Source organism: Cupriavidus sp. 30B13, from assembly GCF_049059565.2.
Lineage (GTDB): Bacteria > Pseudomonadota > Gammaproteobacteria > Burkholderiales > Burkholderiaceae > Cupriavidus.
Genome location: NZ_CP188223.1, coordinates 2,481,171 through 2,504,111 on the forward strand (window position 1 = coordinate 2,481,171; position 22,941 = coordinate 2,504,111).

At 68.8% G+C, this 22,941-nt stretch carries 21 protein-coding genes; 7 read left to right on the forward strand and 14 right to left on the reverse strand.

The features are described 5' to 3' along the window. Positions 1 to 60: 60 nt before the first annotated feature. The 10 genes from ACKI2N_RS11380 to ACKI2N_RS11425 form a co-directional block, all read right to left on the reverse strand. Entirely contained in the window at positions 61 to 3,120 is a 3,060-nt protein-coding gene (locus ACKI2N_RS11380; RefSeq protein ID WP_420996719.1) for a peptidase domain-containing ABC transporter, read from the reverse strand. 25 nt (positions 3,121 to 3,145) lie between these two features. Beyond that, entirely contained in the window at positions 3,146 to 3,898 is a 753-nt protein-coding gene (locus tag ACKI2N_RS11385; RefSeq protein ID WP_420996718.1) for a peptidylprolyl isomerase, read from the reverse strand. 60 nt (positions 3,899 to 3,958) lie between these two features. Continuing rightward, on the reverse strand, positions 3,959 to 5,341 hold the full coding sequence (locus tag ACKI2N_RS11390; protein WP_420996716.1) for an HlyD family efflux transporter periplasmic adaptor subunit: 1,383 nt from the start codon (positions 5,339 to 5,341) through the stop codon (positions 3,959 to 3,961). After that, positions 5,328 to 7,988, reverse strand: coding sequence for an FHA domain-containing protein (locus ACKI2N_RS11395; protein ID WP_420996714.1), 2,661 nt, complete (start codon positions 7,986 to 7,988; stop codon positions 5,328 to 5,330). Before ACKI2N_RS11395 ends, ACKI2N_RS11390 begins: the two co-directional genes overlap by 14 nt. 169 nt (positions 7,989 to 8,157) lie before the next feature. After that, positions 8,158 to 9,684, reverse strand: coding sequence for an efflux transporter outer membrane subunit (locus tag ACKI2N_RS11400; protein ID WP_420996712.1), 1,527 nt, complete (start codon positions 9,682 to 9,684; stop codon positions 8,158 to 8,160). Between the two features lie 123 nt (positions 9,685 to 9,807). After that, positions 9,808 to 10,074: a hypothetical protein gene (locus ACKI2N_RS11405; RefSeq protein WP_420996711.1), complete on the reverse strand. Its 267-nt coding sequence runs from the start codon at positions 10,072 to 10,074 to the stop codon at positions 9,808 to 9,810. 77 nt (positions 10,075 to 10,151) lie between these two features. Further along, a complete protein-coding gene (locus ACKI2N_RS11410; protein ID WP_420996700.1) occupies positions 10,152 to 10,412 on the reverse strand; it encodes a hypothetical protein in 261 nt (86 codons plus the stop codon). A gap of 51 nt (positions 10,413 to 10,463) precedes the next feature. Next, positions 10,464 to 10,730, reverse strand: coding sequence for a hypothetical protein (locus ACKI2N_RS11415; RefSeq protein WP_420996702.1), 267 nt, complete (start codon positions 10,728 to 10,730; stop codon positions 10,464 to 10,466). A gap of 402 nt (positions 10,731 to 11,132) precedes the next feature. Then, positions 11,133 to 11,573, reverse strand: coding sequence for a DUF4399 domain-containing protein (locus ACKI2N_RS11420; protein WP_420996709.1), 441 nt, complete (start codon positions 11,571 to 11,573; stop codon positions 11,133 to 11,135). 191 nt (positions 11,574 to 11,764) lie between these two features. Continuing rightward, the gene (locus ACKI2N_RS11425) at positions 11,765 to 12,190 is read right to left on the reverse strand and encodes a DUF4399 domain-containing protein (protein WP_420996707.1); all 426 of its coding nucleotides are present in this window, start codon (positions 12,188 to 12,190) and stop codon (positions 11,765 to 11,767) included. Positions 12,191 to 12,655: 465 nt separating this feature from the next. On the opposite strand from ACKI2N_RS11425, the gene ACKI2N_RS11430 reads away from it, so the two are divergent. Beyond that, positions 12,656 to 14,605 (forward strand): SUMF1/EgtB/PvdO family nonheme iron enzyme, encoded by a 1,950-nt coding sequence (locus ACKI2N_RS11430; RefSeq protein ID WP_420996705.1) that lies wholly within the window; start codon positions 12,656 to 12,658, stop codon positions 14,603 to 14,605. Between the two features lie 11 nt (positions 14,606 to 14,616). Here the strand turns inward: ACKI2N_RS11430 and ACKI2N_RS11435 are convergent, their stop codons facing one another. After that, positions 14,617 to 16,755, reverse strand: coding sequence for a protein kinase domain-containing protein (locus ACKI2N_RS11435; protein ID WP_426989642.1), 2,139 nt, complete (start codon positions 16,753 to 16,755; stop codon positions 14,617 to 14,619). Between the two features lie 457 nt (positions 16,756 to 17,212). On the opposite strand from ACKI2N_RS11435, the gene ACKI2N_RS11440 reads away from it, so the two are divergent. The 4 genes from ACKI2N_RS11440 to ACKI2N_RS11455 all read left to right on the forward strand — a co-directional run bounded on the left by ACKI2N_RS11440 (position 17,213) and on the right by ACKI2N_RS11455 (position 18,479). After that, entirely contained in the window at positions 17,213 to 17,479 is a 267-nt protein-coding gene (locus ACKI2N_RS11440) for a hypothetical protein (protein ID WP_420996702.1), read from the forward strand. Positions 17,480 to 17,530: 51 nt separating this feature from the next. Next, positions 17,531 to 17,791: a hypothetical protein gene (locus ACKI2N_RS11445; RefSeq protein ID WP_420996700.1), complete on the forward strand. Its 261-nt coding sequence runs from the start codon at positions 17,531 to 17,533 to the stop codon at positions 17,789 to 17,791. Positions 17,792 to 17,856: 65 nt separating this feature from the next. Further along, a complete protein-coding gene (locus ACKI2N_RS11450; protein WP_420996699.1) occupies positions 17,857 to 18,120 on the forward strand; it encodes a hypothetical protein in 264 nt (87 codons plus the stop codon). A gap of 32 nt (positions 18,121 to 18,152) precedes the next feature. Further along, a complete protein-coding gene (locus tag ACKI2N_RS11455) occupies positions 18,153 to 18,479 on the forward strand; it encodes a hypothetical protein (RefSeq protein WP_420996698.1) in 327 nt (108 codons plus the stop codon). A 74-nt stretch (positions 18,480 to 18,553) separates the two neighbouring features. Here ACKI2N_RS11455 and ACKI2N_RS11460 read toward each other — a convergent pair whose 3' ends face one another. Together ACKI2N_RS11460 and ACKI2N_RS11465 are read right to left on the reverse strand one after the other, a co-directional pair. Then, positions 18,554 to 19,114 (reverse strand): NADPH-dependent FMN reductase, encoded by a 561-nt coding sequence (locus ACKI2N_RS11460; protein ID WP_420996697.1) that lies wholly within the window; start codon positions 19,112 to 19,114, stop codon positions 18,554 to 18,556. Between the two features lie 156 nt (positions 19,115 to 19,270). Then, positions 19,271 to 20,350 (reverse strand): enoyl-CoA hydratase/isomerase family protein, encoded by a 1,080-nt coding sequence (locus ACKI2N_RS11465; RefSeq protein ID WP_420996696.1) that lies wholly within the window; start codon positions 20,348 to 20,350, stop codon positions 19,271 to 19,273. A 210-nt stretch (positions 20,351 to 20,560) separates the two neighbouring features. Here ACKI2N_RS11465 and ACKI2N_RS11470 point away from each other — a divergent pair, with 210 nt between their 5' ends. Continuing rightward, the gene (locus tag ACKI2N_RS11470) at positions 20,561 to 21,430 is read left to right on the forward strand and encodes a sterol desaturase family protein (RefSeq protein WP_420996695.1); all 870 of its coding nucleotides are present in this window, start codon (positions 20,561 to 20,563) and stop codon (positions 21,428 to 21,430) included. Here the strand turns inward: ACKI2N_RS11470 and ACKI2N_RS11475 are convergent. After that, positions 21,415 to 22,359 carry a LysR family transcriptional regulator gene (locus tag ACKI2N_RS11475; RefSeq protein WP_420996694.1) on the reverse strand — a complete coding sequence of 315 codons (945 nt, stop codon included), beginning with the start codon at positions 22,357 to 22,359 and terminating at the stop codon, positions 21,415 to 21,417. The genes ACKI2N_RS11470 and ACKI2N_RS11475 overlap by 16 nt on opposite strands. A 112-nt stretch (positions 22,360 to 22,471) precedes the next feature. Between ACKI2N_RS11475 and ACKI2N_RS11480 the strand changes: the two genes are divergently transcribed. After that, the gene (locus ACKI2N_RS11480) at positions 22,472 to 22,939 is read left to right on the forward strand and encodes an SRPBCC family protein (protein WP_420996693.1); all 468 of its coding nucleotides are present in this window, start codon (positions 22,472 to 22,474) and stop codon (positions 22,937 to 22,939) included. Positions 22,940 to 22,941 lie beyond the last annotated feature (2 nt).

The window sequence follows — 22,941 nt, forward strand, 5'->3', positions numbered from 1 at the left end:
CCCTCCCCTCGCCGCCCCCGCGCGCCCGGCCCGCTCCGGTCCGCCCCATGCGCCCCGCCCTCAGGCCGCGCTCAACTGCTTCTGCACCAGCTGGTAATACATGCCCTTGCGCTCGAGCAGCTCCTCGTGCCGCCCCTGCTCCACGATGCCGCCCTCGTACAGGACCAGGATCTTGTCGGCGCGCATGATCGTGCTCAGCCGGTGCGCGATGATCACCGCGGTGCGCCCGCGCAGGATGTCCTGCATATTGCCGAGGATATTGCTCTCGGACTGCGTGTCCAGCGCCGAGGTGGCCTCGTCGAACACCAGCAGGCGCGGGTCGTGGTACAGCGCCCGCGCGATGCACAGGCGCTGGATCTGTCCGCCGGACAAGCCCATGCCGCGCTCGCCCACCACCTGCTCGTAGCCCAGCGGCAGCTTGCTGATGAAGGCGTGCGCGTCGGCCATCTTGGCCACTTCCTCGATGTGGCGGCGGTCCGGGCTGTCGTCGCCGCAGGCGATGTTCTCGGCGATGGTGCCGGAGAACAGCAGGTTGCTCTGCATCACGTAGCCGATCTGCGCCCGGTAATACTCCTTGTCGATCACGCCGAGGTCGTAGCCGTCCACCGTGATCTTGCCCTCGGTGGGCACATAGAAGCCCACCAGCATCTTGGCCAGCGTGGTCTTGCCCGAGCCGCTGCGCCCCACGATGGCCAGCAGCTCGCCCGGCTTGATGCTGAAGCTGATGTTCTCCAGCACGTAGGGGGTGTCGCTGCCGCCGTAGCGGAAGTACACGCCGTCCAGGCTGATCTCGCCCTGCAGGTCGGGCAGCATCACGCGCGAGGGCAGGTCCTGCGGCTTCTGCTCGGGGTCCAGGTCGAGCACGTCGCCCAGGCGCTCCATCGCCACGCCGGCGTCGTTGAGCTGGCCCCACAGCGACACCAGCCCCATCAGCGGCGCCAGCACGCTGCCCATGAAGGCGTTGAAGGCGATCAGCTGGCCGATGGTCAGCTCCCGCTGCAGCACCAGGTTGGCGCCCACCCACAGCACGGCGATGGTGGTGGCGGCATTGAGCAACTGGCTGGCCAGGCCCACCAGGATGTGGAAGGTCTGCGCCCTGTACTGCAGCTCGAGCGCCTTGGCGTACTTCTTCTCCCACTTGAGCCGCACCGCGCGCTCGATGCCCATGCCCTTGACCGTCTCCACGCCGCCCAGCGTCTCCATCAGGTAGGAGCGGGCCTCGGTGGAGGTGGTGAACACCTCGCGCGCGTAGGCCTTGACCCTCGGCGTGGCCAGCACGGTGAGCGCCGCGATCGGCACCACGAAGGCCAGCAGCACCAGCGTCATCTTGACGTTGTAGAGGAACATGATGGTGAAGTAGATGAACACCATCAGCAGGTTGAGCGCCGTGGTCACCGTCGATTCGGTGAGGAAGGCGCGAATGGTCTGGTTCTCCTGGAAGCGCGCGAAGATGTCGCCGGTCTTGCGCTTGGCGAAGAACGAGAACGGCAGCGACATGGTGTGCCGGAAGAAATGCGACATCATGGCGAAGTCCATGTTGCGCACCATGAAATTGGCGAGATAGGCGCGCACGGTGGACATCAGCTGCGAGAACACATTGGAGACGATCAGGCCCATGATCAGCAGGTTCAGCAGGCCCACGTTCTGGTGCACCACCACGCCGTCGAGGATGTTCTGGATGATCAGCGGCGGCACCACGCCCAGCACCTGGATCACGAAGGTCGCCATGAACAGGTGGACCAGGATGCGCTTGTAGGGCGCCAGGTAGCCGATGAAGCGCAGCCACGGCGAGCGCGCCACCGCCAGCTGCGTCATGCTCTCGCCGGCGGTAAACAGCAGGCAGGTACCGCTCCAGCCGCGCTCGAACTCGTCCACGCGCATCTTGCGGAATCCCAGCGCCGGGTCCGCCACCCACACCCAGCGCCTGGACACGCCGTAGACCACCACGTAGTGGTAGCCCTCCCAGTGCACGACGAACGGCAGCGTGAAGCCCAGCAGCGAGTCGTGCGTGCACTGCACCCCCCGCGTGGTGAAGCCGAGCGACTCCCCCGCGCGCGCCAGGCTGTCCAGCGTAGCGCCCTGGGTGGTCACGTTGGCCAGCTCGCGCAGCTTGCCGAGCGTCATGGGAATGCCGTAATGGCGGCAGATCATCGCCAGGCACGCCGCGCCGCAATCCATTTCCTCGGCCTGCTCCACCAGCGCGAAGCGGCGGATCACCCGCTCGCCCAGTTCCGGCTTGGAGGCCAGGTCCAGCATCACCGGATGCTTGCGGCGCTCGGCCAGCTTCTTCTGGCGGTGCAGCTCCCGGTCGACAAAGCGGATACGCTCTTCCAGCACCTCGCGCAGCTTGGGGTTGCGCTCGAGGATCAGCTGCACGGTCTTTTCCGGGATCACCAGCAGCCGCGCATCGGTGACGGCGACGGCCGAGGCGATCTGCTCCTGCCGCATCACGCAGGCCCGCTCGCCGAAGATGTCGCCCTGGCGCAGCGTGGCCAGCGGGAACTCCACGCCGTCCTCGGCGCGCACGATGCGCACCTCGCCCTGCCGCACCACGTAGAGGCGGCGGTCCTCGCGCGCGTCCTGCCGCAGGATCTCCTTGCCGGCCGACACGCGCTTGACGCCCACGCTGCGCACCGCTTCCTCCAGCTCGGCCTTGTCGAGCTTGCCGCGCAGGTCGAACAGGCGCGCCACGAAGCCGCCGGCCGAGCTGATCGCCACATAGCTGGCGATAAACGCCATGGCCGCCGGGTTCTGCGCCGCCAGCGGCTCGGCCACGCCGCGCGGGATGAACAGCAGCTCGGTCTTGCCCGACGAGCGCACCGAGGATTCGTGCCGGTACTCGCGCAGCATGGCGACGTCGGCGAACACCTCGCGCGCCTTGCGCACGCCCAGGCTCACCTCCTTGCCGTTGTCCTCGTTGAACACGCGCACCGAGCCCGCCTTGACGATGAACAGCCCGCCCGCCGCGTCGCCCGCGTTGCAGATGGTCTCGCCGAAGCCGTAGGTCAGCGATTGGGCGTGCTCCGCCAGCCGCTCCAGTTCCTCGCGCGAGAACGGCGAGAGGATCTCCACGCCGGCCAGGAACTCGGCAAGCGGCTGCAGTTCGGAGCTGGCTTCCATCGCTTGGGGCTCCCGGGCCGGCGCGCTAGCGCGCTTCGATCACGTGTTCCTGCGCCCTGGCCATCAGCCAGTCCTCGCGCAGCAGCCTGCGCACCTCGGCCGCCACCTCCGCGTCGAGCACGGCCGGGTGCTTGGCGCTCACCATGAAGATCTCGAAGACGGCGCGGTCCGCCGACGGGAACGGCCCCAGCAGGTCGCCGGCGGCGGCGTTGAACACCTTGGCCTCGATGTCGGAGCGCAGCGAGCCGCGCAGCACCTTGCCGATGGCGCCGCCCTGCTCGCGCGTGTCGGCGACGGAGTGCTCGCGCGCCATCTCGGCGAAGCTGTCGGGGTCGTCGCGCAGGTAGGAGATGAGTTCCTTGGCCTTGCCTTCCGCATCCACCACGATGTGGCTGATCTCGATGCTGTCGAACTTCGGCGAATGGAGCTTGAAGTAGTCGTCGACCGCGCGCTCGCTGGTCACCTCGGCCATCATCTTTTCCTGGTAGAGGCTCTCGGTGATGAAGGTCTCGAACTCGTCCAGGCTGACGTTGAGGACGTCGAGATAGTGGTTCATCTCCGCCGCGCGATGCAGCCCCTGCACGCGGCGGAACTGGTCGGCGCGCTCCTGCACCTCCTCGGGGGTCACCGCGATGCGCTGCTTGCGCGCCGCGTGCACGGTCAGCTTGTCGCGCACGATCTGCTCGATCAGCCCCTCGAACTGCCCCGTGAGCTTCAGCACCCGGATGAACTCCTCGACGCCGATGATCTCGTCGTCGACCCGCACAATCGCTGTCATGTTCCGTGCTCCTCGCTCGTTGCCGCAGGCGCCGTGCCGGGCACGCCGCCCCGCTCCCCGTCAGCCGGCCACCTGCCGGAACGGGTCCAGCCCCAGGTCGATCAGGCGCCGCTCGCGCACCACGATTTCCGCCGTGGCGGTCATACCGTAGCGCAACGGATATTTGCTGTCCGCCACTGCGTAGTACGTCTGCGCCAGCCTGACGCGGCCTTCATACACCGGCTGCTTGTTCGGCCCCGCCAGCTTGGTCGCCGGCGAGATGTATTCGAGCGTGCCGTTGATCAGCCCGTAGCGCTGGTAGGGAAAGGCATTGAACTTGAGCTTGACCGGCAGCCCTTCGCGCAGGAAGGCGCGGTCGCGCTCGGCGATCTCGATCTTCAGCACCGGGCGCGCATCCTTGGGCGCGATGCCGCCCAGCGGCGCGTTGGCCTGCACCTTGTCGCCGCGCTGCGTGGAGCTCACATCGGTGATGACACCGGCCACCGGGGCCAGGATCAGCAGGAAGTTGTCCTTGTCGATGTTCTCGAAGCGGATGCGCGCCGCCGCCTCGGCCACCAGGCGCGCGGTCTGCACCTGCAGGCGCAGCTTGTCCTCGGTATTGCTGATCTCGCGCAGGGCGGCGTCGTACTGGATGCGCAGGTTGGTCAGTTCCTGGCTGCTGCCCTCGAGCTGCACGGTGGCCTGGTTGAGCTCCTGGCTCAGGCGCGAATCCAGCTCGGTCAGGCGCGACTGCGCGATGCGCAGCGCGTTCTCGGCCTCCACCGCGGCGTTGCGCTTGGCCTCCACCTGCGACTGCGACACCCCGCCGCCGCCCGGCAGCGCGAACAGGCGCGCGTACCGGTCCTGTTCCTGCCGCGTGAACTCGCGCTGGCGGCGCGCGTTGTCCAGGTTGCTGCGCGCTTCCTGCAACTGCGCGCGCTGCTGCTCCGCCAGGCGCGTGGTGCCCTCCGCGGTGCGGTTCTCGTGCAGCCGCTCGGCCACTTCGATCTGCTGCTTGAGCGCGGCCGCCTTGCGCTCCATCAGCAGCTTCTTGTCGGGGAACTGCTTCCACTCGCGCTCGGAGTCCTGCAGCTTGAGCTGGGCCTCCAGCGCATTGGTGGCCGCCTCGATCGCACCGCGCGCGTTGAGCCGCGCCAGCACGTCGTCCTTCGACACCGGCTGCCCTTCCGCCACGTAGAGATCGGCCAGTTCGCCGTCCACCGGCGCGTAGAAGCGCCGCACTTCCGACTCGGGCGCCAGCGTGCCGTCCGCCGTGACGATCACATCCGCATGGCCGACGAAGGACCACACCAGCGCGCACAGCACCAGCAGCACCATCACCAGCACCGAGACCTGCATGATCTTCAGCGGCTCGGCGCTGAGGATCGCGATGCCCTCGGCGCTGTGGTCCTCGAGCGCCTCGTGCAGCGGCTTGAGGCGGTTGTCGCGGCTATCGTCCTTCATTGCCCGCTCCCGCACTCACTCCCGCATTCACTCCCGCACCCGCTCCTGCGCCCCCGCCCGCCCCCTCCGCCCCGATCAGCGCCAGCTTGCCCTTGAGCACGGCGGGATTCAGCACCATGCGCAACTCCTGCAGCGAGCGGCGCTGCAGTTCGGCTTCCGCCTCGATATCGTCGCGCACCTGACTCCATTGGGCGGTGTCGCCCACCTTGAGCTGCCCATAGATACGCATGCCCTGGCGCGCCTGCGCGCTGGCGCCGGACAGCAGCCGCGCCTGCGCGCGGAACTTGGCCGATATCTCCGGCTCCAGGCGCTGCTCGCCGCCGATCGCGCCGTCGCGCCGGTACTGGCGCCAGCTTGCCAGCGCGCCGTTCATCAGCGCCTGCGCGCGCCGCAGCGCGGTGTCGTGGATGGCGGCCACGTCCGGCTCGATGGCCTTGACGAAGTAGCCGTCCTGGGACGGATCGAGCATGGCGTAGAAGGACAGCAGGCGCTCGTCGTAGCCGTTGCCGCCACGCCCCTTCTGCAGCTCGCCGAACTGGGCCGCCACGGCCTGCCGGCGCGCCAGCTCCTTGGCGGCCGCCTCGGCCCAGGGGCCGCTCTTGATCTGCTGCAGGGCCGTGAAGGTGGCGGCGGCATCCCCCGCGCGCCAGGCCTTGTCGGCGTCGCCGTACAGGCGCGCCACCTCGGGTGCCGGCAGGCGGCTGGCGGCCAGTTCGCGGTAACGCGCCTGGAACGGCGGCGTGGCAAAACCCGCGCCTGCCATCTGCGCCACCACCGGCCCGAGCGCCATCGCGCGCAAGGCGGCGTCGAGTTCCAGGTAGCGCCGCAGGTCCTCCTTGAGGCTGTCCATGCCGGCGAGGCGGGGATACTTCTCGGCGTAGTCCGCCAGCACGGACTGCAGCGCCTGCGGCGCGTCGCCGGCCAGCCCGGTGGCCAGCGACGCATTGAGGCGGTCGATGGCGGCCAGGTAGACCGAGTCGTCGCTCTGCAGCTTGCGCACATAGCTCAGCGCCTCCGCATAGCGGTCCTTGAACGCGGGCACGTAGGCGGAGATGCGGTCGAGCGCGCGCTGGTGCGCGGGGACGTCGGCGTTCCAGTCGCGCAGCAGGCCGCGAATGGAGGCCTCGTCGGCATACATGCGGATCGGCGCTTCCACGCCGCCGCGTCCCGCCACGAAGCGGTCGAGCCGGCCCAGCCACGCCAGCTCGTCGAGCAACGCGCGCGCGTCGGCGTTGTGCGCGCCAAGCGTCTTCATCTGCGCCAGCGCCGCGTCGGCGCCGCCGAAATCGCGCGCCTGCAGCTTGCCCATCCATGCGGGCACATACGCGCGCAGCAGCGCCTCGGTGCCGGCCGCCCTGAATTGCGCATTGTCCGGGTGCCGCGCGAGGTACGCGTCGGCCACGGCGGCGGCGCGCGCGAAGTTCCCGCTCGCCATCAGCGCCTTCATCTCGCGCTCGGGCGCGCCGCGGAAATAGAGCACCAGCAGCAGCGCCACCGCCGCCAGCGCCACCGCCGCGCCCCAGCGCGCCGCGCGCCTGAGCTGCGCCCGCTCGCCGGCGCCGAAGCTGCCGGCCAGCCGGGCCATCACCAGCGCGTACCTGCCCTGCGCGCGCGGCTTGTCGGCAGCGCCGCCGGGCTCCGGCTGCGGCACCGCCTCCTGGTTGACTTCGTCCTCCTGCTGCGCGGCGTAGTCGACGCAGAAGATATCGAGAAAGGAACCCGGCGCCGCCACGAAAGTGGTCTTGTCCGGATCTTGCGCCGGCATCGGCATCGGCATCGGCGCATCGGCCGCCGGCGGCGGCTCCGGCGCGGCGGCGTGCGCCGCTGGCGGGCCGGCGCTAACGTCTGGCGGCGCCGGCAAGGCCGAGCTGGTGACGGTGGCATCCGGCGCGGGTTCGCTGCGCATGCCGACGCGGTAGACGAAATGATTGCCGCCGAACGCAAGCAGGTCGTTCCCGGCCAGCGCCACCGCGTGTTCCTCCACGCGCGTGCCGTTGACGAAGGTACCGTTGGTGCTGCCCAGGTCCTCGACGAAGGGCTGCCCGCCCTTGAGGAAAATGTGCGCGTGCCGGCGCGAGACGTAGTTCACCTGGTGCGGATAGACCTCGCGGTAGCGCGCGAAAGTCTGGTCGGCCTTGCTGACGAGGAACGGAAAGCCGGTGATCTCGACGGGCTGCAGGCCGAGGTCGCCGCGCTCCGGCGTCAGCGTGAGCACCACCGGCGCGCAGGCGGGCGGCTGCGCCGCCGCGCGCGGGCGCAACTGCACGCGGTAGGCCAGCGCGCTGCCGAAGCGCAGCTCGTCGCCGTCGCGCAGGCGCGCCGGCTGCTGCGCCACGGCCGCGCCGTTGACGGTGGTGCCGTTCTTGCTGCCGAGGTCGGCGATGTAGGCCGCGCCGTCCTCGCTGAAGATGCGCGCATGGCGGCGCGACAGCACCGCCGCCACCTCGGCGGGATAGGTGGCGAACGGCGCCTCCGCGCGTCCCACCGCAAACAGGCTGTCCTCGATGCGGATCTCGCCGAGGGCAGGATGCGTGACCGGCGCGAGCACGATGTCGAGCATCGGCGCCGGCACGGACGCAGGCCCAGGCGCGGCGCCCTGCCCCACCCGCGCCCGCGCCTCGTCGATCAGAGCTTCGTCTGGAGCCATGTTTCGCTACCACCAACAGCGCTTGGGGCCATGCGCATGCGCCGGCGGCAAGCCATTTTCCATGGCGGCGGGGCGGGCCCGCGGGCCGCTGCGCCGGGAACGTGCTGACAAGGACATAGTAGGCCACGGCCGCCGGTAGTCAATCGCGCGGGCGCGGCGCGCGGCGCGGCTATTTCGCATCCTGCTGCGACACCTGCCGCGGCACTTCCTTCGCTGCGTTGGCCACGTCCACGCTCGGCCACCCGCCGCCCAGTGCCTTGTAGAGGGTGACAGTGTCGGCCAGGATTTGTTGGTGGTTGGCCAACAAGTCGAGCTGCGCGCTGAGCAGCGAGCGCTCGGTCTCGAACACGTCGAGCTGCGACACCACGCCTTCCTTGAGCTGCGCCTCGATCTGCGCCGACACCACGCGCAGCTGCGCCACCTGCTGCTGCAGCTCCACGCGCTGCTTCTTGTGCGCTTCCACGTTGACCAGCGCATTCTCCACTTCCTCGAACGCGGTGATCACGGTGCGTCCATATTCGCTCTCCGCCACCTTGGTCTGCGCCTCGGAGGTCTTCACGCGCGCGCGCACGCCCGGGTCCAGCATCGGCAGGTTGATGCTGGGCATGAAGCCGAAGGTGAAGGACTTGAGCAGGTCGGTCAGCGCAAAGCTGGAAGTGCCACCGCGCCCGGTAAGGCTGAGGCTGGGCAGTTGCGCCAGCCGCGCCTGGCCGACCAGGTCATACGACTCGAGCACGCGGTACTCCGCCGCCACGATGTCCGGGCGGCGCGACAGCAGTTGCGAAGGCAGCCCGGCCGGCACCGGCGGCAACTGCACGCGCTCCTGCAGGCGGCCGGACGGCACCTTGAACACGCCCGCCGGCACGCCCACCAGCGTGCCCAGCGCGTTCTCCGAGATATCGCGCCCGCGGCGCAGCTCCAGCAGGTCCTTGGTCAGGCGGTTGATCTCGGCCTGCTGCTGCATTACGCGGACCTGCGGAATCAGGCCGTTCTGGAACATGGCCCGGTAGGTGGCGAGGATGTCCTTGTTCCTGGCCAGCGTCTGCGCCTGCTGCTCGGCCTGCTCGTCGAGCTGCAGGATCTGGAAGTAAGTGGTCGACACCGCCGAGACCAGCGTGAGGTAGCCCGCACGCCAGTCCGCCTCGGTGGCGTTGAACTCCGCCTTCTGCGCCTGCACGCCCTTTTCCACCTTGCCCCAGATATCGATGTCCCAGTTGACCTGGGTGCCGAGGTTGTAGGTCCTGGACAGGGACTGCCCGGTGCTCTTGTCGAAACTCACGCCCGCGCCCACGTCGAAGACCGGCAGCGCGCCGGCCCTGACCTCGGCGATCTGCGCGCCCGCGACCTTGATGCGCGCGGCCAGCACCTTGATGTCGTAGTTGCCGGCGATGGCCTTGTCGACCAGGCCGTCGAGATAGGTATCGCCAAAGGCCTGCCACCAGTTCGGCACGATGGTGTCCGCCGGCGAGACCGTGATCGAACCCTGGCGCGACCAGTCCGGCTTGGCGGGCGTCTCGGGGCGCTGGTACACCGGCGGCCGGAAATCCGCGCAGCCGCCCAGCGCCAGCAGGCACGCGCCGGTCAGCAAGCAGCGCCGCAGGGTGGCGCGCGCGGCGCGCGCGACGGACGGAGTAAGCAAACAAGGCACGATCGTCTCCCGCGAGGATCCACGCTGGTCTCGCCATACGCTGTGCATTCATTGTGTATCCGCCCGCGGCGCGATCCAACCCGAAATTTGCAGGCTGGCGGCCTTGCCCGGCGGCGGCGCAAAACACGTTGCGCGCGTCCCGCCCGGCATGCCGGGCGGGACGCGGCGGCATCAGCGATAGATGTTGTTGGTGCCGTTCTGCGTGCTGTCGACATGCGAGCGGATGCCGTCGACGAACGCCGCGTTGTTGCCGTTCATGTTGACCACGTTCTGGGTCTGGCCGACCAGTTGCGAGGCGTTGAAGGTGGAGTCGACCTTGACCGCGCTGAACACGGGCAGCACGGGCAGGAAGACGGTGCCGCCGCGCACGGCGCGCATGGCGCGGGCGTCGAGTTCTTCGGTGGCGGACAGGTCCTTGATGGCGAGGGTGGCTTGCATGGTGGTTCTCCGGTATTCAGTGATTGGCGAATTCAGCCTGGCGGGTCTCGGCCGCGCGCTGGCGGCCGGGCGCCCGCTCAGCGATAGATGTTGTTGGTGGCGTTCTGGTTGGAGTCGACGTTCGACTTGATGCCGTCGGCGAAGGCGGTGTTGTTGCCGTTCATGTTGACCACGTTCTGGGTCTGGCCGATGAGCTGCGAGGCGTTGAAGGTCGAGTCGAGCTTGACCGCGCTGAACACGGGCAGGAAGGGGACGAAGCCGCCGCGCACGGCGCGCATGGCGCGGGCGTCGAGTTGTTCGGTGACGGACAGGTCCTTGATGGCGAGGGTGGTAGTCATGGCAGTGCTCCTGGGTTCGGTGAGGGTGTGGTTGCGTGGGCCGGGGCTGGCTTAGCGGTAGATGTTGTTGGTGGCGTTCTGGTTGGAGTCGACGTGCGAGCGGATGCCGTCGACGAAGGCGGCGTTGTTGCCGTTCATGTTGGTGACGTTCTGGGTCTGGCCGATGAGTTGCGAGGCGTTGAAGGTGGAGTCGACCTTGACCGCGCTGAACACGGGCAGCACGGGCAGGAAGACGGTGCCGCCGCGCACGGCGCGCATGGCGCGGGCGTCGAGTTCTTCGGTGACGGACAGGTCCTTGATGGCGAGGGTGGTTTGCATGGCAGTTCTCCTGAGAGCGGTTGGCTGGTTGGGCCGGTTAGCGATTGGGACTTCGGTGGTTTGGTGTTGAGCATCGTTGCTGCGCTCGGGAGGTACAAACGCATGGAGTGTGCCAAGCCGGGCCAGGCCCGTGAAAATCGTCCGCAAAGCCAGGCAGGGCCTCGTTTTTTTCTTTTACGAAGCACATGGAAGGGGCTGGCATGCGCGGCGGCGCGGTGCCCTGCTGGCGGGTGCGCGCCAACACAATCGCGCGCGTGTGTCTGCGGCCGGCAGACAGCCACCGGCGCGCGGCGCGCAGAGGCCGCGCATGGCAGTCATGCGAAGGAAAAAACGCGGGAGGAAAACACGCAGAGGAAGGCAAGGCGGCCGGCCCTGGCGGGCCGGCCGGCGCGCGCGGCGCGCTTACTTCACGTAGATCGTGATCTTCTTGGAATAGATCGGCGGGTTGTGCGGGATGTGCTTGTCGTCGGCCATCAGCAACTGCAGCGTGTGCTTGCCCGGCGGCAGCTCGATCGTGGTTTCGGTCTCGCCCGCGCCGAAGTGCAGGTGGTTGCGGTCGTTGGGGATTTCCTTGTCCATCGGCGGCAGGTCGGTATCGATCAGCAGGTGATGATGGCCGCTGTTGGGAAACTTCACGCCGCGCGGGGCGACGCCCATGCCGCGCAGGCCGAACCACACCTTGATCGGCTTGCCGGCCGGCAGCACCTGGTTGTTGTTGGGAAAGCCGATGTACAGGTAGGCATTGGGCGGCGCCGGCGTCGGACCCGCCACCGCATGGCCCGGCATGCCGCCGTTCAGAAGCAGGCTGGCTGCGAGCGCAGCGCCCAGGATGAGCTTACGCATGAACTTTCTCCCGACTTCCCCCGACTTTTTCCCCGACTTTTTCCCGTCTTGCGCCGCCAGGACGGCGGCCCGGGCCTTGGAGATGCCGTCGAAATGAAGCGAAGCGGTCCTGGCCAGGCGCGCGGACGCAGGCAGCACAGGTGGTACGGCGAGGCCGCGCAACGACGCCAGGATCATATTGATAGCGTCTCTTATCGAACGGTGATGGTGATCTTCTTGGAATACACCGGCGGATCGTGGGGCTTGTGGTTCGCATCGCCGAGCAGCAGCTGCAGCGTATGCTTGCCCGGCGGCAGCTCGATGCGCGCCTCGGTCTCGCCGGCACCGAAATGCAGGTGATTGCGGTCGTTGGGGATTTCCTTGTCCATCGGCGGCAGGTCGGTGTCGATCAGCAGGTGATGATGGCCGACGTTCGCCATGTCCACGCCCTTGGGCGCGACGCCCATGTTGCGCAGCCCCATGCGCACCCAGAACTTGCCGCCGTCGATCACGGCGCCGTCGGGCGGCCAGATGATGTAGACCTCGGCGTTGGGCGGGGCGGGCGTGGAGAAAGAGATCGAGGGCAGCGGCGCCAGCAGCGATGCTGCCACGGTGCCGAGCACGGTTCGCCTGTGCATCTGAAAGCCCTCCCCTGCGACGGTCCGGGCCGCGTGCGTGCGCGCGTCGCACAGGCATTGGCGGCATGGATGCTTGTTCGTTGTTGTCCGTTGTTGCTTGTTATTACTTGTTATGGCTCGTGGTTGCTGTTGACCCGGCGCCTGTGCATTTTCGTCCTTCAGCTTAGAACGGAAAAACGCAAAAAGATACTCGGCGCTACCTGTGCCGCGGCACGCGCGGCGGGCGGCGGGGCCGCGGCGCCACCCGCCGCTGCAAAGCACCTCCGGATTCACAATCGCTGTGCTATGGTGGATTGAGCCGGCGCGGTGCCGCCAGCGCTGCATCTTGCCGTTGCGCCGCGGGGCTGCGCGATCCGCCGCGACGGTCCGGCATCCGTGTGTTTCGCCTGTCGCGCGATACCGTCGGCGCGCAGCGCGGCGATGCCCCGGCGACGATCTTCCGCACCGTACGAACAAGGCCTGCATATGTGGCGAACCCTCCTTGTCGTGTGCCTGGTCGGCCTGGGCGCGATCCTTCGCGCCGAAGCCGCGACCACGCAAACTCCCGGCACGCCGGCGCGCGTGGCGCTGGTGATCGGCAACGCCACCTATGCCGGTGCGCCCCTGCCGAATGCCCGCGGAGACGCGCGCGCGATGCGCGACACCCTGGCCGCGCTGGGCTTCGACGTCATGCTGCGCGAGGACCTCGACCACGCCGGCATGGCGCAGGCACTGGCCGAATTCCGCCAGCGCCTCGCCAACGGCGGGGTGGGCCTGTTCTACTTCGCCGGGCACGGCATCGAAGCCGGCGCCACGCCGGTCCTGCTGCCCGTCGACGCGGACGGCAGCGCGCCGCACCGCCTGCTGACGGCGGGCACGGAACTGGGCGCGGTGCTGGCCAGCATGCCGGCCGCGCGGCCCGGCGCGCGCAATGTGCTGATCCTCGACACCTGCCTGGACAACCCCTATCGTGGCGCCGCCGTCACGCCGCCGGCCGCGCCCGCCGGCACCGTGATCGCCTATGCCACGGCACCGGGCGGCACCGCCGCCGACGGCGCTCGGCATGGCGTGTTCACCGCGGCGCTGCTGCGCACGCTGCCGGCGCCGGGCGCCGACGCCGAATCCGCGCTGCGCGAGGCAGGCCGCATCGTCCGCGCGCAGACCGGGCACGCGCAGCGGCCATGGATATCGTCGGCGCTGGCGGCGCCCTTGCCGCTCGGCACGGCGCCGCGCGCCGCCGCCGGCACGGCGGCCAGCGTGGCCACGGCCGACGCCGCCGGGCCGGCGCGGATCGACCCGGCATTGCAGGCGCAGCGTGGCATCCTGCCCAAGGACAGCGACGAGCAATACGAGCTGACCTTCTGGGAATCAATCAAGAACAGCAACTTCGCCAGCGACTACGAGGCTTACCTCAAGGCCTATCCCAACGGCCGCTTCGCGCCGCTGGCGCGGGCGCGCATCGAGCGCCTGCGCGCCGGCGCGCCCAAGACCGACGCGGGCACCCCGGCTGCCGCCCCGGCCGAGCGCGCGCGCCCGGCACCTGCCTCGACGGGACAAGCCACCTCGCAGGGCGCCATCACGCCACCGCCGGCGCGCGCGCAGAGCGGCAAGGTCCAGACGGCCCCCGCCGCGGGCGCGTCGGCGGGCGCATCGGCGGGCGGCGCGCAGCGGGACGTGGCGAGGGAAGTGGCGAGCGGCGCCGTCACGGTCGACGTCAAGCCGGGCGAACTGAAGGACTGCCCGGCCTGCCCCGTGCTGCACAGCGTGCCGGCGGGCGGCTTCACCATGGGCAGCAACGGCGGCGACCCGACCGAGAAGCCGCCTCACCACGTGGCCATCGGCCAGCCCTTCGCCATCGGCAAGTACGAAGTCACGGTCGAGCAATGGAACGCCTGCGCGGAGGCCGGCGGCTGCCCGCGCATCGCCACCGTGGCCGGCGCGGCGCGCAACGCGCCCATGCGCGACGTCAGCTGGGACGATGCCCAGCAATACCTGGCATGGCTGAGCAAGACCAGCGGCAAGCGCTACCGCCTGCCCACCGAGGCCGAATGGGAATACGCCGCGCGCGGCGGCAGCGCCACGCTCTACTGGTGGGGCGACCAGATGCGCAAGGGCGCCGCCAACTGCAAGGACTGCGGCGAGCCCTGGAGCGCCGATGCGCCGTCCAGCGTGGGCTCGTTCGCCGCCAACGGCTTCGGCCTGCACGACATGAACGGCAGCGTATGGGAGTGGGTGGCCGACTGCTGGCACGTCTCCTACAAGAGCGCGCCGGCCGACGGCCGCGCCTGGGACGAGCCCGGCTGCAGCGTGCGCGTGATCCGGGGCGGCTCGTGGCAGGAAGGCGCCAGCTACATGCTGTCTTCCACCCGCTTCAAGTACAGCGCCAGCGTGCGCCAGTCGCAGAACGGCTTTCGCGTCGTGCGCGACCTGAAATAGCCGCCGCGCGCTCAGCGCGCGTGCGTGGAGATCTGGACCATGTCCGCGCCGATGTGGTCTTCGCCGTACCTGGCCGCCATCGGCCCGAGCTGCCGGTCGAGCGCGCGCAGGTAGTCCTGGCGCGGCTCCGCTTCGGGCCGCAGCGCGTCGAACAGCGGCGCCGGCGTGGTCAGCAGCACAATCAGCTCGGTGCCGAACGGCCGGCCGATCACCCAGTCGCCCAGGCTGCCCACGCTCGCCTTGTAGCCGGGCGGAGCCTGGTTGGCCCGGGAGCGGCTGCTCGGCACCATGTGCACCACCTTGCCGTCGGCCATGTAGTAGTCGACGTAGACGTAGGTGTCGAGCGGCGGCGTGGTGATGTCGACGATCAGCGGCGTGCCTTCGGCGAGCTGCCCGTTCTGCGCGCGCGTGCGGATGGTGGCCAGCGCGTCGCCGGTGCGGCGCCCGGACCAGTAAGGCGACACCAGCCGGGCCACGTCGCATTTGTCGTCGCCGAGCGGCTGCACGTCCAGGTTCACCGCCTGCACGCCGGGTACCGCGCCGAGGTCTTCCTGCAGCCGCCTGGAGCCGACGCGCTCGGCGATGAAGCCGCGCACCTGCAGCGCGTGCTCGCCGCGCGCCGTGGCCGCCAGCAGCGAGCACGGCTGGCGCGCCAGCAGCGCCGCCACGGCCTGCATCGACACGGCCCGCGGCGCGGGGGCCTCCGGCTGCGGTGGCGCTGGCTGTGGCGGCGCCGGCGCGGCGCGACCGGCCGTGCCGGTGGCGGCCTGCACCGGCGGCTCGGGCCGGATACCGGTATCGGCGCCGCCGCGCATGCGCCAGGCGAAATAGCCGAGCCCGCCCACCACCAGCACGCCGGCAAGCGACGCCGCGCCGATCCTGGCCAGCGGCATGCCCGAACGCTCGGCGCCGAGGTCCGCCAGGAAGCGCGCCACGGTGGGCGTGCGCGTGGCGCGGTCGAACGACAGCGCGGCGCGCAGCGCGCGCCACTGGCCGCGCGCGAGCATCTTCGGCCGCTGCAGCTTGAGGCCGCCGCTGCGCGCCTGGTTGGCCGAGAGCCGCTCGTACGGATGGCGCCCGGTGAGCAGTTCGTAGGTCACGCAGGCCAGCGCATAGATGTCGTCGCGCGGGTCCGGCTCGCGGTGCTCGAACATCTCGGGGCTGGCGTAGGCCGGCGTCATGCCGCCGAGCGTGCCGGGATCGAAGACGGTGGGATCGGCGTCGTCGGCCGGCTGCTGGAACACGCGCGCGATGCCGAAGTCGATCACCTTCACTTCGCCGGCATCGGTGATGAAGACGTTCGCGGGCTTGAAATCGCAGTGCACGAAGCCGCGCTCGTGCGCGTACGACAGCGCGCGCGCCATGCCGGTGATGATGGGCAGCGCCTTGGCGTAAGGCATGCCGGCGAAGTCCGGCGCGCGCAGGATGCGGTTGAGCGACTTGCCCTGCAGGTACTCCATGGTCAGGTAGACCACCGAGCCGTCGCGGTCGAAGTCGTAGACGGTGACGATGTTCCGGTGCGCCAGCGTCTGCGCCTTGCGCGCCTCGCGCTGCAGCGCGATCAGCGACTTCGGGTGCCCGCGGAACTGTACGTTGAGGACCTTGATGGCGATGTAGGGCCGGCGGTCCGAGGCTTCCAGCTTGCGCAGGTCGAGCGCCTTGTAGACCGTGCCCATGCCGCCCACGCCGAGGCATTCTTCGAGCACGAAGCGGCCGTTGAGCGTGTCGCCCACGCCTTTGGTCGGCTCGCCCGCGGGCATCTCCTGGCCGCCGGGCGGCATGCCCGGCACGAAGGCGGCCGGCGCGGAAGGCTGGGAAGATGAAGAAGACGAGGCGGACGAGGCGGACGAGGCCGGCGAGGCGGACGACAGCGGCGGCATGAAAGGCACGCCCGCCGGGCCGGTCTCCATGCGGGTCTCTTCGCCGCCTTCCTCGAACTGCGTGGCGCCGCGGCGCTCGATGCGGCGCAGCACTTCTTCGTAGACGCCGGGCGGCAGCGGCACGCGCGTGTTTTCCTCGCTGAGCATTTCCGCCAACTGCGTCGCGCTGGCCTGGTCGGCGGCCAGGGTGCGGTCGATGCGGGCAAATAGCTCTTCGTGCGAAAGACCACCGCTCTGGAAGGTTCGTATCAGGTCCGGAATGCTAGCCATCGGTGCAGCCGCGACGTGGTAGCGCGAAGTTGCGCATTGAGCGCCCACCCGCCATCGTCCGGCGAGTACCTGCCCACGATGGATACTAGTGCGCACTCATGCCAATCGCAAACCCCCCGTGCATCGCATCGGCGGCGCGCAGGCGGCGCAAGCGCCGCGCGCCGCGCGCATGCATGGCGGCGTGTCGCGCGCGAGCCAACACGTTGCGCCGCGGTGTTGGCCTGGGCCCGCCAGGCAGCAGGGCCGCCGCGCCGCGCGGCAGCGCGCCGCAAGTGCGGCGCGAAACCGCAAACCCGGTCCCCGCCTGGCTTTGCGGACGATTTTCGCGAGCCTGGCCCGGCTTGGCACACTCCATGCGTTTGTACCTCCCGAGCGCAGCAACGATGCTCAACACCAAACCACCGAAGTCCCAATCGCTAACCGGCCCAACCAGCCAACCGCTCTCAGGAGAACTGCCATGCAAACCACCCTCGCCATCAAGGACCTGTCCGTCACCGAAGAACTCGACGCCCGCGCCATGCGCGCCGTGCGCGGCGGCACCGTCTTCCTGCCCGTGCTGCCCGTGTTCAGCGCGGTCAAGGTCGACTCCACCTTCAACGCCTCGCAACTCATCGGCCAGACCCAGAACGTCACCAACATGAACGGCAACAACGCCGCCTTCGTCGACGGCATCCGCTCGCACGTCGACTCCAACCAGAACGCCACCAACAACATCTATCGCTAAGCCAGCCCCGGCCCACGCAACCACACCCTCACCGAACCCAGGAGCACTGCCATGACTACCACCCTCGCCATCAAGGACCTGTCCGTCACCGAACAACTCGACGCCCGCGCCATGCGCGCCGTGCGCGGCGGCTTCGTCCCCTTCCTGCCCGTGTTCAGCGCGGTCAAGCTCGACTCGACCTTCAACGCCTCGCAGCTCATCGGCCAGACCCAGAACGTGGTCAACATGAACGGCAACAACACCGCCTTCGCCGACGGCATCAAGTCGAACGTCGACTCCAACCAGAACGCCACCAACAACATCTATCGCTGAGCGGGCGCCCGGCCGCCAGCGCGGCCGATACCCCGGGACACCAACACCATCAAGGAGCAAACATCATGTCATCCATCATCGTGCGCGACCTCGCGCTGAACCAAGAACTCGACAGCAAGTCCCTGGCCAAGGTGCGCGGCGGCACCAACAGCTGGATGCAAGGGCTGGGCCCGGTGGCCAACGTCAATGTCAACGTCAGCCAGAACATCGCCCAGCTGCAGAGCATCAACGTCAACACGCTCAACAATGTCGGCGTGATCGGCTCGGGCCTCGGACTGGCGGTCAACGTCAATCCGGCGCAATGGGCCGCCACGCACGCCGCGGTCTGAGCGGCACACCAGCGGCCGCGGAGCCCGCACCCGTGGCCTATACTGACCAGGACGGTACCGCGGCCGCAAGGCCGCCCGTCCGGCGCACGCCGGCCTTGCCGGTGCGCGCGCCCATGCAGGAGGAAGTCATGGCCGTTATCGTCATCAAGGATTTGCCGGACAGCGTGGATCTCGACAGGGAAGCCATGACGGCAATCACCGGCGGCGCGAGAACCGGCGCCCGTCATGCATGGCCGTTGCGCAGGGCCGTCGCGGGCCTGCGCATCATCAGCTATCCGGAGGGCTTTCCAGGCCAGCCGCCGGCAGGCACGCACGAGCGGCCGGCCGGGGACCTCAAGCGCAGGAAAGTAGAACGATAAGCGCGCGGCAGCGATAATCCGCCCTCCCGCCCGCTGCCCTTCCGGCAGCGGGCGTCAGCATTTTGGCGCGGCGCTCAGCGCGGCGCGTTGCGCTCGATCCAGCCGGCGAAGGTGGCCAGGTACTTGCCGAGGAAGCCGCGCGTGGACTCGCTGGCGATGCCGCCGTGCTCGTCGAAGAGCTTGTCGACGCCGCTGATATAGGCTTCCGGCTGCTGCAGGACCGGGATGTTGAGGAACACCAGCGACTGGCGCAGGTGATGGTTGGCGCCGAAGCCCCCGATGGCGCCCGGCGAAGCGCTGATCACGCCGCCCGGCTTGCCGTCCCACGCGCTCTGCCCGTAGGGGCGCGAACCCACGTCGATGGCATTCTTGAGCGCGGCCGGCACCGAGCGGTTGTATTCGGGGGTCACGAACAGCACGGCGTCGGCGCGGCGGATGCGGTCGCGGAACGCGGCCCACGGCGCGGGCGGGCTGGTGTCCTCGTCCTGGTTGTACAAGGGCAGCTGGCCGATCTCCACGATCTCCAGCTTCAGGCCGGCCGGCGCCATCGCGGCCAGCGCGAGCGCCAGCTTGCGGTTGAAGGATTCCTTGCGCAGGCTGCCTACCAGTACGGCTACGTCACGGGGATTGCTCATCGCGGTTCCTTTCACGTTCACTGCAGGATGGATGTCGGAGTGATGCGGGCGGACCCGGCAGCCGCGCGCGGCGCGCGTCGGCCGCCGCCAGTCCAGCCGCCACTCTAATCCAATTGCGCGGACGCAAGCGCAGGAAAGGGCCGCGGCGTGCCCCGCCTAGAGCGCCGCGAGCGGATGCTCGCCGTGCGCCCACGGGCTGTCGAAGAAGGCGCGCACGCGCTCGCGCGGCACCTCGTCCAGGCGCGGCGGCTGCCACTTGGGCGCGTGGTCCTTGTCGACCGCCAGCGCGCGGATGCCTTCCACGCCGTCGCCATGGCGGAACACGTAGTACATCAGGTCCAGCTCCATGCGCAGCTCGTCTTCCAGCGTCATGGTGCGCGCGCGGCGGATCTGCTCGAGCGTGACGTTGAGCATCAGCGGCGAGCGCCCGCGCAGCATGGCGGCGGTCTGCGCGGCCCAGTCGGAGCCGGCGTCGCTGACCGCGGCTACGATGTCGGCCACGGTGGCGCCGGCGAACAGGCGGTCGATGTCGTCCTGCAGCGCCGCCAGCTGGCTTTGCGCCGGCACGCAGGCGTCGCGGTGCGCCGCGGTGGCGGCATCGATGCAGGCCAGCACGGCATCGCCGTCGGCGAACTCGCGCGAGCGCAGCGTGTCGACCAGCTCGGCCATGGCGTTGCCGGGCAGGAACGCATCGGCCAGCCCGGCGTGCAGCGCGTCGGCGGCGTGGATCACGGACCCGGTCAGGCCCAGGTATTCGCCGAGCCGGCCGGGCGTGCGCGACAGGAACCAGCCGCCGCCCACGTCGGGAAACAGGCCGATATTGGTCTCGGGCATCGCCATCCTGGTCCGCTCGGTCACCAGGCGGCGGCGCGCGCCTTGCGAGATGCCCATGCCGCCGCCCATCACCACGCCGTCCATCAGCGCGATATAGGGCTTGGCGTAGCGGTGGATCAGGTGGTTGAGCGCGTACTCCTCGACGAAGAACTGATCGAGCGTGGCCAGGTCGCCGGCCAGCGCGGCCTTGTGGAAGAAGCGGATGTCGCCGCCGGCGCAGAAGGCCTTGCCGCCCGCGCCGGCGATCACCACGGCCGCGACTTCGGGCGCCGCGGCCCAGGTGTTGAGCGCCTCGGTAATGGCGCGGATCATCTCGAGCGAGAGCGCGTTGAGCGCCTGCGGGCGATTCAGCGTGAGGTAGCCGATACCGCCGTGGATCTCTCTGGTGACCAGGTCTGTCATTGTCTCTTTCTCCACGAATGCAACCCTCGACTTTACACCAGCAAGACTGCGCGGCGCGGCGGGCAACATGAAGCGCAAGGCGCCCGCCGCGGGCACACGCCCGTAGCACACCCGTGACATGCCCATAACACGCTCATAACACGCTCATAACACGCCCGTATAGAGGGCCGCCTCCAGGCAAGAACGCCGGAAACCGGCAACACTTGGCGGATGACACAGTCGACCCTCGATCCCGGCCTGATCCTGCTGGCGTTCGCGCCGGTGTTCCTGCTCACCATCGGCGCGGAGGCCTGGTACTGGGCGCGCCGCGACCCGAGCGTGTACAGCCTGCGCGATTCGGCCTCGAACGCCGCGCTGGCGCTGATGCACCAGGCCTCGGACGCATTTTTTCTGTGGCTGATGGTGCGCACCGTCTACGACTGGTGCTACCGGCACGGCTGGCAGGCGGTGCCGCAGACGTGGTGGTCGTTCCTGCTCTTGCTGCTGTTGCAGGATTTCCTCTATTACTGGTTCCACCGCGCCAGCCACCGCGTGCGCTGGATGTGGGCCTCGCACGTCACGCACCATTCGTCGGAGGGCATGAATTTCTCGACGGCGTTCCGCCAGAGCCTGACCTACCCGCTCTCGGGCATGTGGCTGTTCTGGATACCGCTGGCGCTGGTCGGCTTCACGCCGGACTGGGTGATCCTGGCGGTGGGGCTGAACCTGGCGTTCCAGTTCTTCGTGCATACGCGCCTGGGCCGGCGCTGGCCCCGGATCGAATGGCTGTTCAACACGCCCTCGGTCCACCGCGTGCATCACGCCAGGAACCCGCGCTACATCGACCGCAACTACGCCGGCGTGCTGACCGTGTGGGACCGCCTGTTCGGCTCCTTCGTGCCGGAGGAGGAAGCGCCCGAGTACGGCATCACGCGCCGCATCGCCAGCCACAACCCGCTCACCCTCACCTTCCACGAATGGCGCGACATGTTCGCCGATGCCTGGCGCCATCGCGACCCGCGCCACCTGTGGATGCCGCCGGAATGGCGCAGCCCGCGCAGTCGTGCCGTAGCGGGGCGCGAAAGTCACGCAAAGTTGTAGGCGGTCGATGGCGGCGTCTCGCTCATCGCAGGCGCGCGTTCACGCAGGAAACCGACGAGGGCCCTCACCGCGGCGGAGGGATGCGGCTGCTTCAGGTAGTACACATACCAACCCGGGAACTGGGGAGACCAATTTTCCAGAATGGGTATCAGCTGGCCGGATTCGATGTAGGGGGCCAGCATCCGCTGGTTCCACATTGCAATGCCGACGCCCTGCAATGCCGCCGCCAGCCCAACGTAACGATGCGACACGATAAGCGGGCCGTCGACGGCAACCGCTACTTGATGGCCATCTTTCACAAACTCCCATTCGTAGAGTCCATAGCCACCCGGTTGGTGCCAGCGCCAATTGATGCATTGATGCTGCTGCAGATCTGCCGGTTCTGTTGGCGTACCGTATTTGGCGAGATAGCCGGGAGAAGCCACAGCCAACTGGCACATCTGCCCGCCGAGCGGTGCCGCCACCATGTTCGGTTCCAGGTATTCGCCTAGTCGAACCCCGACATCGAACCCTTCCTGAACGATATTGATCGCCGCGTCGTCGGCTGAGATATCCAGCACGATGCGGGGATAGCTGTTGTGGAATTCGCCCAGCAAGGGGAGGAGATACTGCTCCAGGGCGGCGTGCGGAATGTGCAGGCGCACCGTTCCTGACGGCCGATCGTCCGCTCCCTGTACCTCCGCCAATGCGTCGTCGAGAGCCGCCATCGCTGGCTTCAGTTTCGCCAGCAGCCGTGCGCCCGCCTCCGTTAGCGAGACGCTGCGCGTAGTCCGGTGAAACAGCCGCGCGCCCAGTTCCTTCTCCAGATCCTGGATGACCTGGCTGAGGGTGGACGGTGACAGGCGCAGCTCGCCGGCGGCACGCGCAAAGTTTCCCTGTTCCGCCACCGCCATGAATGCCCGCAATCGCGCGTACTCGGCCCGCCTCATTATGTGTCTCAGTCGAATAGATAGTTTGGTTTATGCAGTATAGACCGCATTATCTGCGCTCTCTACCATACGGCAACTAGCCCGCAACCCGCGACAGACCAGGGGAGACCGAATGACTCGCGTGTATTACAGCAAGGTGATCGCCGCTCCTGCCGACAGGGTGTGGCCTGTCATCCGCGATTTTGGTGCGCTGCCCGTCTGGTTCCCGTTCGTCGAAAGCTGCGTGCTCAGCGACGGGGCCGCTGCCGGCCAGGTCGGTGTGGTCCGGACGAACACCGTGACCGGAGGAAACGTCATTCGGGAACGACTTCTCGAACTCTCCGATCGCGACCGGCGCATCGTCTACGCTGTCGTCGGCGGCGATGTTCCGGTCATCGACTACACGGCAACGCTTACGGTCCATCCGGTCACCGGAGACAATTGCTCATTTGTCGCGTGGTCGGCGGACTTCGACGTCGCCGGCGACATCGCTCCCGTCGCCGGGTGGGTCCGCTCGGGGATCTTCGAAACCTGCCTGAAAGAACTGGAACGCGTCCTGAAAGACCGGCAAGCGTCGGCGGGCCGCGCCGAAGGAGCCTGACC